The organism is Pseudomonas sp. NPDC087612 (assembly GCF_044743505.1).
GTDB lineage: Bacteria > Pseudomonadota > Gammaproteobacteria > Pseudomonadales > Pseudomonadaceae > Aquipseudomonas.
The window spans coordinates 1-12,704 of the sequence record NZ_JBIUWO010000007.1 but is presented as its reverse complement, the minus strand read 5'-3'; the positions used below and the strand labels follow the sequence as shown (position 1 = coordinate 12,704).

The 12,704-nt window shown below is 62.3% G+C and carries 10 protein-coding genes; 5 read left to right on the top strand and 5 right to left on the bottom strand.

The features are described from left to right. Positions 1-37 precede the first annotated feature (37 nt). Together ACIOVF_RS15555 and ACIOVF_RS15550 are read left to right on the top strand one after the other, a co-directional pair. Positions 38-727 (top strand): DsbA family protein, encoded by a 690-nt coding sequence (locus ACIOVF_RS15555; RefSeq protein WP_093378455.1) that lies wholly within the window; start codon positions 38-40, stop codon positions 725-727. 227 nt (positions 728-954) lie between these two features. Then, positions 955-2,256, top strand: a complete 1,302-nt coding sequence (locus tag ACIOVF_RS15550; RefSeq protein ID WP_045201189.1) for an OprD family porin — start codon at positions 955-957, stop codon at positions 2,254-2,256. A 30-nt stretch (positions 2,257-2,286) separates the two neighbouring features. Here the strand turns inward: ACIOVF_RS15550 and ACIOVF_RS15545 are convergent, their stop codons facing one another. Together ACIOVF_RS15545 and ACIOVF_RS15540 are read right to left on the bottom strand one after the other, a co-directional pair. After that, a complete protein-coding gene (locus tag ACIOVF_RS15545) occupies positions 2,287-3,951 on the bottom strand; it encodes an FMN-binding glutamate synthase family protein (protein WP_093378458.1) in 1,665 nt (554 codons plus the stop codon). 114 nt (positions 3,952-4,065) lie between these two features. Then, positions 4,066-4,968: a LysR family transcriptional regulator gene (locus ACIOVF_RS15540; RefSeq protein WP_093378461.1), complete on the bottom strand. Its 903-nt coding sequence runs from the start codon at positions 4,966-4,968 to the stop codon at positions 4,066-4,068. 97 nt (positions 4,969-5,065) lie between these two features. On the opposite strand from ACIOVF_RS15540, the gene ACIOVF_RS15535 reads away from it, so the two are divergent. The 3 genes from ACIOVF_RS15535 (at position 5,066) to ACIOVF_RS15525 (ending at position 8,441) form a co-directional block, all read left to right on the top strand. Further along, a complete protein-coding gene (locus tag ACIOVF_RS15535; RefSeq protein ID WP_045201192.1) occupies positions 5,066-6,268 on the top strand; it encodes an MFS transporter in 1,203 nt (400 codons plus the stop codon). Between the two features lie 8 nt (positions 6,269-6,276). Further along, positions 6,277-7,101, top strand: a complete 825-nt coding sequence (locus tag ACIOVF_RS15530) for a hypothetical protein (RefSeq protein WP_045201193.1) — start codon at positions 6,277-6,279, stop codon at positions 7,099-7,101. Positions 7,102-7,226: 125 nt separating this feature from the next. Next, the gene (locus tag ACIOVF_RS15525) at positions 7,227-8,441 is read left to right on the top strand and encodes an MFS transporter (RefSeq protein WP_213602973.1); all 1,215 of its coding nucleotides are present in this window, start codon (positions 7,227-7,229) and stop codon (positions 8,439-8,441) included. Here the strand turns inward: ACIOVF_RS15525 and ACIOVF_RS15520 are convergent. The 3 genes from ACIOVF_RS15520 to ACIOVF_RS15510 all read right to left on the bottom strand — a co-directional run. Then, positions 8,412-9,566, bottom strand: coding sequence for a lysozyme inhibitor LprI family protein (locus ACIOVF_RS15520; protein WP_045201195.1), 1,155 nt, complete (start codon positions 9,564-9,566; stop codon positions 8,412-8,414). The two genes, ACIOVF_RS15525 and ACIOVF_RS15520, sit on opposite strands and share 30 nt — an antisense overlap. An 80-nt stretch (positions 9,567-9,646) precedes the next feature. Next, positions 9,647-10,078: an Imm30 family immunity protein gene (locus ACIOVF_RS15515; RefSeq protein ID WP_045201196.1), complete on the bottom strand. Its 432-nt coding sequence runs from the start codon at positions 10,076-10,078 to the stop codon at positions 9,647-9,649. Between the two features lies 1 nt (position 10,079). Further along, a partial coding sequence (locus ACIOVF_RS15510) for an RHS repeat-associated core domain-containing protein (RefSeq protein WP_401290612.1) occupies positions 10,080-12,704 on the bottom strand: 2,625 nt, incomplete at its 5' end.

The following is a 12,704-nucleotide window of genomic DNA, read 5'->3' as shown; positions in this document are numbered from 1 at the left end:
GCCTAACCTGACGTCATCATTTTTTCAGGAGGCGCTCATGCCGGTACAAACCACCCTTCACTATGTGTTCGATCCGCTGTGCGGCTGGTGCTACGGCGCCGAGCCGTTGATCAATGCGGCCAGCGGGCTGATGCCGGTTGTGCTGCACGGTGGCGGGATGATGGCCGGAGCCAATCGCCAGAAGGTCTCGGCGCAGTTGCGCGACTTCGTCATGCCCCATGACCGGCGTATTGCCGAGTACACCGGGCAGCCCTTCGGCCAGGACTACTTCGAGGGCCTGTTGCGTGACAACGACGCCGTCTTCGATTCACAGCCACCCATAGCGGCGATCCTGGCAGCAGAGCAGCTCGCCGGGCGTGGCCTGGAGTTGCTGGCGCGCTTGCAGCGTGCGCACTACGTGGAAGGCCGGCGGATTGCCGATGATGGCGTGCTCAAGGCCATCGCCGCCGAGATGGGCCTGCCTGCACCCGCCTTTGCCAGTGCATTGCGCGATGTGGATACCCAGAGCCATATGCGCACCAGTCGTGCGTTCATGGCCAGCGTCGGTGGCCAGGGCTATCCAACCCTGGTGCTGGAACGCGAAGGGCGGCTGCAGGTCATCGACATCGGTCCTTTCCTCGGCAAGCCTGAGGCCTTCGTGCATTGGCTGGACAGGGAGTTCTATCTGAGCGCGGAGAAAGATACCGCAAACGCGGCGTTCTGTGCCGCGGATGGCTGCGATCTGTAAGCAGAAACACTTACTTTTCACGAATTTTTGACATGCTGATCCGCACACGGATAGGATTCGGTCAACGCCTGTAGGCCCATCGGCCAAGAGTCCAGAAAAAAGGCCCGCTGCGAACACTCGCAGGCGGGCTTTTTATTTTCAGACCCGTGAGCGTCAACCCACGCAGGGGGCGTGGTTTTTGGCGTTTGGTCGCAGAGCGTCTTTGACTAAGTAATAAGGAAAATAAAATGTTGAAAACCAGGATCAGTCTGGTCGCGCTGGGGCTTATGGCCGCGACTCAGGCTATGGCCAATGACCAGGCCGAGGCCAAGGGCTTCGTAGAAGACAGCAAAGCCAGCGTTCTGCTGCGCAATGCCTTCATCAATCGTGACAAGAAGCACCATACCAACGACCAGAGCGAGTGGGGCCAGGCCTTCATCGGCAAGTTCTCCTCCGGCTACACCCAGGGCACCGTTGGTGTCGGTGTCGACGCCTTCGGCCTGTACGCAGTGCGTCTGGACGGTGGTAAAGGCCGCAACGGCGGTGGCGGTATCGACTTCTTCAAGCCGGCGGACGGCGACTCGCCGACCAACCAGCAGAACTCCCCGCACAACCTGGCCCGTGGTGGCGCAGCAATCAAGTTCCGCATCTCCAACACTGTACTGAAGTACGGTGACCAGATGCCTGAGCTGCCAGTGCTGCAGTACGACGATGGTCGCCTGCTGCCAGAAAGCTACACCGGTACCCTGATCACCTCCAAGGAGATCAAGGGCCTGGAACTGAACGCCGGTCGTTTCACCCAGGAAGCCCGTAAAAGTGCTGAAGGCCGTGACAGCGGTGGCCTGAAGTCGATCAACGTATTCGGCGGCAGCTACAAGTTCAGCGAAAACCTCTCGGCTTCGCTGTACACCTCCGACGTCGAAGACGTGCTGAAGAAGCACTACCTGGGCGTGAACTACGTTCACCCGATCGCCGACGACCAGTCGCTGACCCTGGACTTCAACGGCTACAAGTCGGACATCGACAAGAAGTACGTCGCTGCCGCCGACCTGACCGGTGACTCCAACACCATCTGGAGCCTGGCGGCTACCTACGCCTTCGGCCCGCACTCGATTACCATCGCCCACCAGCGCAGCACTGGCGACACCGGTTATCAGTACGGCTTCTACCAGAACGCCGGTGGCGTGGGTGACGGTGGCTCGACCATCTACCTGGCCAACTCCTACTGGTCCGACTTCAACGCTGAAGACGAGCGTTCCTGGCAGCTGGGCTACGGCCTGGACTTCGGCGCCTTCGGCGTACCGGGCCTGACCTACAAAGTGGCCTACGTGCGTGGTGACAACATCAACACCCACGGCTTCGGCGAAGGTAAAGAGCGCGAAATCTTCAACCAGTTCAAGTACGTGGTTCAGGAAGGCCCGGCCAAGGACCTGTCCGTCAAACTGCGTAGCTCGTTCCTGCGTACCTCCGAAAGCGTTCGTCAGAACGGCTACAACGACGACGGCAACGAAGTTCGCGTGTTCGTCGAGTACCCGATCAGCATCCTCTGATAGCTGTCTGGTGTCTCCAGCAACCCCGGCCTAGGCCGGGGTTGTTTGTTTTCGCCGCACAGCAGGTTTGATCGCCTGCACCTCGCCGCTCTCCGGCTCGAAGCTGTCGCTGCGGGCCATGCGCCACATCCGTGCATAGAATTCACTGTCGATCGAGCCGCTGAGCAACTCACCGGGCTTGAGGAACACATGCAACTGCGAAAACAGGCGGATCTCGCTGGCGCTGATGCGCCGAACCAGGTGCTTGGGCTTGAGCTCGGCCGGGTGATCCAGGCCTGCAGCAGCCAGCATTTCGGCCAGGGCATGCAGGGTGTTGCGATGGAAGCTGTAAACCCTGTCGGCCTTTTCCGGCACCACCAGGGCGCGTTGGCGTAACGGATCCTGGGTCGCCACGCCGGTCGGGCATTTGTTGGTGTGGCAGCTTTGCGACTGGATGCAGCCGATGGCGAACATGAAGCCGCGGGCCGAGTTGACCCAGTCGGCGCCAATGGCCAGCACGCTGGCAATGTCGAAGGCGCTGACGATCTTGCCGCCGGCACCAATGCGAATCTTGTCGCGCAGGTTCAGGCCCACCAGGGTGTTGTGCACGAACATCAGCCCTTCGCGCATCGGCACGCCGATGTTGTCGCTGAACTCCCGTGGCGCGGCGCCGGTGCCGCCTTCCTTGCCGTCGACGACAATGAAGTCCGGGACGATGCCGGTAGCCAGCATGGCCTTGGCGATACCCATGAATTCCCACGGGTGGCCAAGGCAGAACTTGAAGCCCACCGGTTTACCGCCAGACAGCTCACGCAACTGGCCAATGAACTGCAGCAGTTGCACGGGGCTACGGAAGGCGCTGTGCGCCGCCGGTGAGATGCAGTCCTGGCCCATCAGCACGCCACGGGTGGCGGCGATTTCGGCGCTGACCTTGTGCCCAGGCAGGATCCCGCCGTGGCCGGGTTTGGCGCCCTGGCTGAGCTTGACCTCGATCATTTTCACCTGTGGGTCGCCGGCCTGTTCGGCGAAACGCTGCGGATCGAAACGACCCTCCGGGGTGCGGCAGCCAAAATAGCCGCTGCCGATTTCCCAGATCAGGTCGCCACCGTGCTCGCGGTGATGGGGGCTGATGCTGCCTTCGCCGGTGTCATGGGCGAAGCGGCCACGTTTTGCGCCCTTGTTCAGCGCGGCAATGGCATTTGCACTGAGTGCCCCAAAGCTCATCGCCGAGATATTGAAGATCGACGCCGAGTAAGGCTGGCGGCACTGCGGGCCGCCGATGTTGATGCGAAATGAGGCAGGGTCGGGGGTTTCGACTGGCAGCATGGAATGGCTGATGAACTCGAAGCCTGGCCGGTAGACATCGTTGAGCGTACCAAAGGCCTTCTCGGCGCTCTCGTTCTTGGCCCGTGCATACACCAGCGAGCGCTGGGCCCGGGAGAACGGCAGCTTGTCATCGTCGCCTTCCAGCAAGTACTGGCGGATCTCCGGGCGGATGGTTTCGATCAGGTAGCGAATGTTGCCCAGGATCGGGTAGTTGCGCCGCACCGCGTGGTGGCTCTGGCGCAGGTCATTGAGGCCGACCAGGCTGAGCAGGGCGCTGATCAGGGTGAACGGCCACAACCAGGAATGGGCAGAAACAAACGGCAGGCTGGCAAAACTGAAAACGAGACAGCCGACAAGGCAGGCGTAGCGGCTGGGAAGCGAAGCTTTCATGGATCTTCCGCTGATATGAGAGATCCTTCCTAGGATAGGCAAAGCGTCCCGCCAGAAAACCAGTGGTTTCGGTAAAACACTTTTATCCCGGGCGTGCTTGCCAGAGGGCCGTGCTCATGCGCAGGGTGTGGTTGCCCGGGCAAGTATTTGCAGAAACGCCTCGGCTGCCCGCGAGCGCCGCTGGCGGTGGCTGATGGCGAGCAGGTCGATGCTGGCGGCTGCTTCGTTCAGGGGCCGGTAGCACACGCCGCGCTGGTTCAGGGCACGGGTGCAGGCAGGCACCAGGGCAATGCCCTGGCCGGCGGCTACCAGGGCAATGATCGAAGTGATCTGCCGTCCGCGCGGGCCCCGCAGCAAGGGCAATTGGCAATGCTGGAACAAGCGCTCGATGGCATCGTTGAGCCCGGTGCCTTGCTCGTCGGTGTACAGCACCACAGGATGCGCTTGCAGCTGGGTGAGGCTGATGGTGTCGAGTGCCGCCAGCGGATCGTTCGTGGCCAGTGCCACCAGCAGCGGCTCCTGGTCGAGTGGCTGGACGTGCAGCTCCGTGAACTCCTGGGGTGGCAACAGCCGACTGAGGCCGATTTCCAGGGTGCCTTCGACGATGTTGCGCCATTGCGCGCTGGAGGCTTCTTCAACCAGGGTCAGGCGAACCTGCGGGTAGGCGTGGGAAAACTGCTGGATTGCCTGGGTGAAGTGGTCACTCAAGGCCACCGAGCTGGCATAGCCGATGCTCAACTGCCCGGCTGTGCCGGCGGCCAGCTTGGCGGCGAAGCTTTCGCTGCGTGTCAGTTGCTCCAGTACCCCGCGGGCGTAAGGCAGGAACTGCTGGCCTTCGCCGGTCAGACTGACTGCACGGCTGCTGCGCTCGAACAGGCGAAAACCCAGCTGGCTTTCCAGGGCCGAGATCTGCCGGGTCAGTGCCGGTTGCGCCAGGTGCAGGCGCTGCGCGGCGCGGCCGAAATGCAGGTCGTCGGCGACGGCAATGAAATAGCGCAGCTTTCGCACATCGAGCATGTTGCACCTTGAGGTATCAATCGGTCGGAAATCGGTATTGGCCAGTGCCAATGACCGCACCTTATAAACAATACTCGTCACTGTAACGAGTTTTCCCATGCAATCGCGCCTGTCTGCCGCACGAATCGCGATGTTCCTCTGCGGATGCGCCGCGTTTCTGCCGCTCTACGCTACCCAGGGCATCCTCGCCGAGCTGGCGCAGAGCTTCGCCGTGGATGCGCGGCACGTCAGCTGGAGCATCACCGCCACGACCCTGGCCGTGGCCCTGGTCGCGCCCTTCGTCGGCGTGCTGACCCGGCGCTGGAGCCAGAAGACCGTGCTGGTGGCGGCAACCCTGTTGCTCAGCGTGCCGGGCTTGATGCTGGCAGGGGCCAGTGACCTCAACAGCCTGCTGTTCTGGCGCTTTGTCCAGGGCATGCTGATCCCGGTGATCTTCGCCACCAGCGTGGCTTACGTCGGCGAGCGCTGGCAGGGGGCGAAAGTCACCGAAGTTACCAGCCTGTACGTCGCCGGGACCATTCTCGGCGGTTTCGCCGGGCGTTTTCTGACCGGGGTCATGACCCAATACCTGGGCTGGCGCGAAGCGTTCATCCTGCTGGCGTTGCTGACCGTGCTGATCGGCCTGAGCATTCACCGGCTGCTGCCCAGCGGCGCGCGCCTGATCGAAATCACCATCGCCAACAGTCGTATCAGCATGCTGCGCAACCGACCGTTGCTGGCGGCCTATCTGGTTGGTTTCTGTGTGCTGTTTTCGCAGATCGCCACCTTCACCTATGTCGGCCTGCACCTGCTGGCCGCGCCGTTCAACCTTGGCGTTGCCGCGCTGGGTTCGGTTTATGCGGTGTTTTTGCTGGCGCTGGTGGTCACGCCGATTGCCGGCAAGCTGGCCAGCGCCAGGCCGCCGGCGCACTTGGTGGTATTCGCCGGGGTACTGGGGCTGCTGGGCTCGATGCTGACCTTGCTCAGCAGCCTGTGGTGGATCGTGCTGGGGCTGGCGCTCAGTTCCACCGGCGTGTTCCTGGCCCAGGCGGCGGCCAATGCCTTTGTTACGTCCACTGCCAGGCACAACAAGGCCGGCGCGGTGGGCTGCTATCTGACGTTCTATTACCTGGGCGGCAGCGTCGGTGCGCTGTTGCCGGCGCTGCTGTGGCAGCGCTGGGGCTGGTCAGGCTGTGTGCCGCTGATCATGGCCGCGCAGTTGCTGGTGATGCTGATCGCCTGGTTCGGCTGGCAGCCCACCGATTCCACCGACAAGAACGCGTTCAAAGAAACCGCTGACCCCTCCATTACAAGGACGTAAATACGCCAATGAACACCGTGATAGCCCTGCACAGCAAGCTGCTTTCGATCGTCGAGCCGGTCCTCAATGACATGCCGGCCAGCACCCTCAAGCACGCGTTGTTCGAAGCCTTCTGGGCGGTAGAAGAAGAGCTGATGGAGATTGAAAAGGCCTTTGCCCTGTTGACTGAGCGCAAGCATTCACCGGCAGTGCTGCGCAAGTTCTTCGCCAGCTGGTCGAAAACCAACAACTCCGCGGCCAGTGTCTCGGGCCTTGCCAACCGCCTGACCCTGCTGGCCCGCTCCGACGCCGGCTCCATGGCTGCCGACCAGCTGTATCGGGCCTGCGGCAGCCTGCAGCGGATCACCGATGAAGACCTCGGGGCCCTGGGCAATACCCTGCACGCCGATTTGTTCTACAACATGGCGACGCCCCTCTGCGGTGATGATCAGTGGATGCTCAAGGCCAACTGCCTGCCTTCGGCCCAGTCCTTCAAGGACTGGACCGATCGCCAGCGCCTGCGCGAGCGCGACCTGCTGCAAGGCCTGCTGACCACCCTGGTGCATGAGGTTTATACCCACGGCGAGGTCGAGTTCATCCATCCGTTGTTCAAGCAGTGGTTCGTCCGTGACATGGGCATACCGGCAGAGCGCGCGCGGGCAACGGTGGCCTGGGTCACCGTGCACACTGGCGGCACCGAGAGCAATCATTTTGCCCACGCGGTGGCGGCGGTCGAGCAGTTTGTCGAAGCCATGCAGATCAATATCGACCAGGCGGCGGCGCGAGAGATTTTCGAGCACTACCTGCGGTTGAAGGCTGGCGTGATGAAGGAATGCGCCGAGCTGTTGCACTGACCGCTGGATAGGCCGCGCGCAGGCACAGTTCGCTGCCGGCTGAACCCAACTCCGGCAGTTTTATAACGGTCGTGGAGCAAGGCCATGCTACAAAGCAGCTCCACTTCGCCGAGTGACGTCCGAGCATGTCCGCCATCCGTACCGAACAAGCTGCCCCTGGCTTTGGCCTGCTGTGCCTGGCCAGCTACCTGCTGTCGTTGTCCTATGGCTCGACCTTCCTGTTGTCGCTGTTGGTCAGCAGCCGTGGCGGCAACGAGCAGGATGCCGGGCAGATCATTTCAGTTGCCATGCTTAGCACCATCGTCGCCGTACTTGGCAGTGGCCATCTGGCCGACCGCTTGGGTTCGGCACGAGCCATCGCCCTGTCGGCGCTGAGCCTGGTGGCGGCTTGCCTGGGCTTCGCCCTGGTGCCTGGCACCGGCGCGGGCTTGATGCTCTGCGGCCTGATGCTGGGCCTGGGTTGGGGGGCTTTTTACACCCTGGGCCCGATCCTGGTGGCCGAGCGGGTCGAAGCCCAGCGGCGTACCCACTGCTTCGCTTTGCTCTCGGGCAGCATGATGAGCGGCATCGGTTCCGGGCCGCTGGCGGGCAAGCTGGCAGCGCTGTTGCAACTGCCGGTGCAGACGGCGTTCTACACCGCCGCGGGTGCCGCAGTCGCGGGCCTGCTGATCTTCAACCATCTGGCCCGCCAGCCACGGCACGCCACTCAGCCGGTTGGCATCAGCCGCCGCGCTGGCGCAACCGTACTGGCCTCGCCCGCACGCTGGCCGGTTCTCATGGTCGGCCTGGGCGGCGCGATCTTCGGTGGTCTGGGCAGCTTCCAGACCTCTTATGCCGCCGGGCGCGGCCTGGATTATTCGCTGTTCTTCATCGGCTTCATGAGTGCGGCCATCAGTTGCCGTTTGCTGATCGCCGGCTGGGTGGTCAAGCGTGATGCCTACCGTGCCTCGTGCCTGCTCTCGGGCTTTATCGTGCTCGCCGTGCTGGCGCTGGGCTGGTGGGTACAGGGCAACCTTGGCTATCTGCTGGCCGCAGCGCTGCTGGGGGTTGGATACGGTCTGAACTATTCGGTAATCAACGGCCTGGCCGCCAACCAGGCACCGCCCGGGCATACCCCGCAGGCCTTGCTGCTATTCAGCCTGGCGTACTTTCTCGGGGTGTTCGGCTTTCCCTGGCTGGCCGGGCAGCTGATCGTCAGCGGCGGCACCGAGGCGATGATGCTGTGCCTGCTGCTGGTGGCGTTGCTCAACTGGGCGGTCAGCCTTGGCCGCCTGTTCGGGCGCAGGCGCGCCCGTAGCGTTGCGCAGGCGTTACTGGTCCGGGGCGATGGCAAACATTAACTGGTCGGCTTCCAGGTAAACGATCGCCTCGCGGCCGATGACATCCACCGGGCGAGCGGCAACTGCCTCATGCTCGGGGACGATCTTCTCCAGGCGCTTGGTCACCAGGTCGACCCTCCAGATGCAGGCGAAGCCGCCGTTGTTGTCGAAGTACAGGACCGGCCGGGTCGGGCTCCAGGTCGGGTTGACCAGGCTCCAGCCGCCGGCATCCTTGTCCATCACCCGGTCGTAGGGGTTGCTGTCGCCGGTAAGGTGCGGGTAATAGATCAGCAGGCCGGAGTTATCGTGGTTGAGGTCGCCGCTGATCTGCGCCTTGGCGAAACGCTTGCTGTTGGACTCGGCCGCGTACAGTTGCGTTGAAGGCTGCGGCGTGGCCTTGGAACCCAGTGTGTAGGCCATGCTTTGCTGCGCCTCGCCGCTCATTTTCTGCCGGTAGTAGAACACCCCGTCAATGATCCCGGCATAGCGCCGGCCCTGATCGTTGGCGGTGATACTGTTCCAGCCATCAAAGCGCACATTGCGCGCGAACGGGTGCAGGCCAGGGCGTGCGTCGGAGTATTCGTAGAGGGTGCCGATCGGGCGGCTGTCATAGATATTGCCGGGGTTGCTGCCTTCGTCATCCTGCTTTTCGGCAACGAACAGCACCACGTTCAGCACGCCATCGAGGGTGGCAACGTCCACCAGATAGGCAAAACTGTCTTCGCTCATGTCGGCAACGGTGGCCAGGGGAAAGCGCTGCCACGGCTCATCCTCGACCTGGGTATAACGCTGGTCGCGGGGCAGGGGCTGCAGGCTTTTGGGATCAACCTGGGAGAGTGCCGGTACTGGCGTCAGCAGTTTGATCTGCTGGTCGTAGGCGACTTCCAGGCAGGCGGCAGTCTCGCAGCGGTTACGCACCTCGCGCAGCCAGAAGTTTTCCAGCTCGCGGAAGATCTTGCGGTCCTTGAGCGGCTTGTAGCGCTCGTTGAGCGTGTCGTCCTTGGCCGACAGCGACGGTGTGGTGCAGATCGCGGTTTCCAGCAGGGTGCTGGCCTTGCTGCAGTCAAAGCCTGCGGCAAGGGTCGCGGGGCTGTGCAGGCAGGCAGCGAACAGGGCAGCAGGAAGCAAGCGCGCGGCGGCTTTCATCGGACATCCATGTGAGGTTGAGCAGGGTGCGGATGATACTTCAGCGGCGGTGACGAAGGAATTGGCCGCCGCGCTTTGATTCAGCCTGCCAGAACAGAGTCGACTTCGGACTGTTTCTCGGGGTTATCGGCGAGAAACTTCTGAAGGTAGCTTTCAACCACTGCCCTGTTGGTACTGTGCGCCAATGCAGTGCGATACAGCCTGGTGTACTCGGGGGCGTTGAAAATCCGGTAGTGGATGCTTTCCAGCCAGTCTTCGGCCTTGCCCTTGAGGGAATCGGTGACCTCGACCACGGCCGCGACATAGCTGGCCGGGTCGAAGGATTCAGCCATGCCGATTATTTCCTTCATCAAGTCGCCATACTCACAGTCATCGTCCAGATGCGAGAGCATGACCGTCAGGTACTGCTTGTCGCGGGTCTGCGCCATGGCCTGCAGGGTCGCGGAAAAACGCGCCGCCTCAGCGTCGTTGTTCAAGCTTGCACAGTCTTCGAGGTCCTGGGTCAGGCTCATCCTATTTTCCTCCGCACTTCGATGGTTTGTTGAATATTTTCGGGAAGGTGCTTTTGTTCTGTCGAATCGTTTCGCGCAGGCCCGCTTGAATTTCCTTGGTGTAAAGCCCCTGCTTCTTGTAGATCTTGCGTGCGTCCCAGATGTCTCGAGCGAGTGCATCCCTGGGCTTTTCATCCAGGAAGGGTCGCCTTGCATAGGTGCGCGTCATTGGGTGACGGCCTTTGTTTTCAGGATAAATATGCTGCATCTGCATGGCGATGGATTTGTTGCGGCTGATTTCGAATTTTTGCTTCATGTATTCGGCCGACGGCATGTGGTGGCCAGTCAGGTTGTCCCCTGGCGTGCCGGGAAGCTTGCCGTAGGCACCGACACCGCCCTCACCGGGCAGCAACGCGTTAAGCCCTTGCGGGTCGATCCAACCCACCGGGTTGGCGGCATACTGGTACAGGTTCAAACCGCCGGCCAGGCCGATCGGGTCCGGCTGGGTAAAGCGCCCGACATCCGGGTCATAGAAGCGGAACAGGTTGTAATGCAAACCGGTTTCGCGGTCCAGGTACTGACCCTGGAACCTGAGGTTCTGCTCCTCGATGAAATGCGCTTCGCGCACTTCTTCCAGGGTGTTGCCCCAGACCTGGTAACGCGCCTGCCACACGGTTTCGCCACTGTCCTCGGTCAGTTGTTCAGGTAGACCGTTGAGGTCGTTGTGGTAGTAGCGCACCTGCTGCTGCGGGCCGGCGCCGTCCACCCTGGCCAGCGGCTCGTAGCTGTTCTGGACGTAAAGATAGAGGCTGGTCTGGCCATGACGATGCTCCTGCAGCAAGCGCAAGCCGTCCCAGACGAACCGGGTCTGATCGAGCAGGTTGCCTTGGTCGTCGAGTTCACTTTTCTCCACACGTCGCCCAAGCGGGTCGTAACGCATGTTCAGTACCCGCTCGCGCCCACCGTGCTGGCTACGCACCTGAATCAGGCGGTGCTCGGCGTCATAGCGCAAGTGCTGGATGCCGCGCCGGCTGCTGCGCTTTTCAATCAAACGGCCAAAGCTGTCGTAGCGGTAGCGCTTGTCCTGGTATGTCAACAGCCGGTTGTGGCGCACCAGCCCTTTGCCGGCCTGAGGACCATCGAGCAGGTTGGCAGCGGCGTCGTAGGCAAAAGCTTCGCTTTGACCCTGGCCAGCGTCCTGACTGGCCATGATCCGGCCACTGGCATCGTAATGCAGCAACTGCTGGTGCTGGCTGCCGGGCTGCTGGTTGAAGCGGCTGATGAGGTTGTCTACCGGATCGAAGTCAAAGCGTTGCTGCACGGCAGCGGGCAGTTGCGGCGGTTGGTGGCTTGGACGGCGCAGGCGCGAGCGCAAACGGCCGCTGCGGTCGTACTCGCTGCGGGTACTTATTCGGCCCTGGGTGCGCAGCACTTCACGGTGCAAACGGTCGCGCTCGAAGTCGCTGATTACCTTGCCATCGAGGTTGAGCTGATGCAGGTGACCGCTGCCGTAGTACAGGCGGTTGAGCCAGCGGCCATCGGGCAGCCGGGTCTGAGTCAGGTTGCCGAGTTCGTCATAGTGATGCTGCAGTACGCCGTCGGCACTCTGCTCTTGTCGCAACTGGCCGGCCGCATCGTAGGCAAAAGACAGCTGTTCGGTATTGCCGTCGTTGTCGGTGAAACTGACGGCGGTCAGTTGATCCAGCGGGTCGTAGCTGAAGTCGGTGCGGCCATCGTCGGTGTATTTGGCAATCAGCCGGCCCGCGGCATCACGGGCGAATTCATGAACGATCGGTGCCAGGCCGTTGCCGTATGGCGCGGGGACAAACTCCAGGCGACTGACATTATCCAGCGGCCCATATTCATAGCGTCTGGCGCTGCCGTCGAGGTCTTGCTGCTGGGTCAGGCGGTCTACCAGGTCCCAGCTGAATCGATAGCTCTCACCGTTTTGGTTGCTCAAGGCCAGCAGGCGACCATAGTTGTCGTAGCTGTATTGCACCTGTCGGCCGTGCGGGTCGAGGCGTAGCTGGATCTGGCCGCGCCGGTTATAGCGAAACTGCAGGGCATGCCCGGCGGGGTCGATGTAGCGGCTGAGCTGGCCGCTGCCATCGTGCTCAAACTGCTCGCGGCGCCCGTCGGGCAACTGTGTGGCGACGACCCGGCCCTGGGCGTCATTCTGGTATTCGGTGCGTTCGCCAAGGGCATCGACGACTGCCTGCAGGTAGCCGCGGCGGTCATACTCGAAGCAGGTCGGGTAGCCCGAGCAGTCGACCTGCTCGACTAACTGGCCCACCTCGCTCCAGCGCAAGTACTTGTGCTTGCCGGCAGCATCAATGACTTCCACCACCTGGCCGCGTTCGTCATAACGGTAACGGGTGGTGTGGCCCAGCGGGTCGGTTTCGCTGCTGCAGTTGCCGCGTTGATCGTAACGGTAACTCCAGCGGTTGCCGGCCTTGTCGGTCTGCACCCGCGGCAGTGACCAGTGTTCCAGCCACAGGGTCGACTCGCTGCGCCCGAGCGGGTCGATGCTTTGGCAAAGGTTGCCGGACTCGTCGTACAGGTACTGCCATTGCCCGCCCTGCGGATCGGTGGCTGCCAGCAGCTGGCGCTCGTCGTTCCACTCGAAATGCCAGGTGTGGCCGAGGGC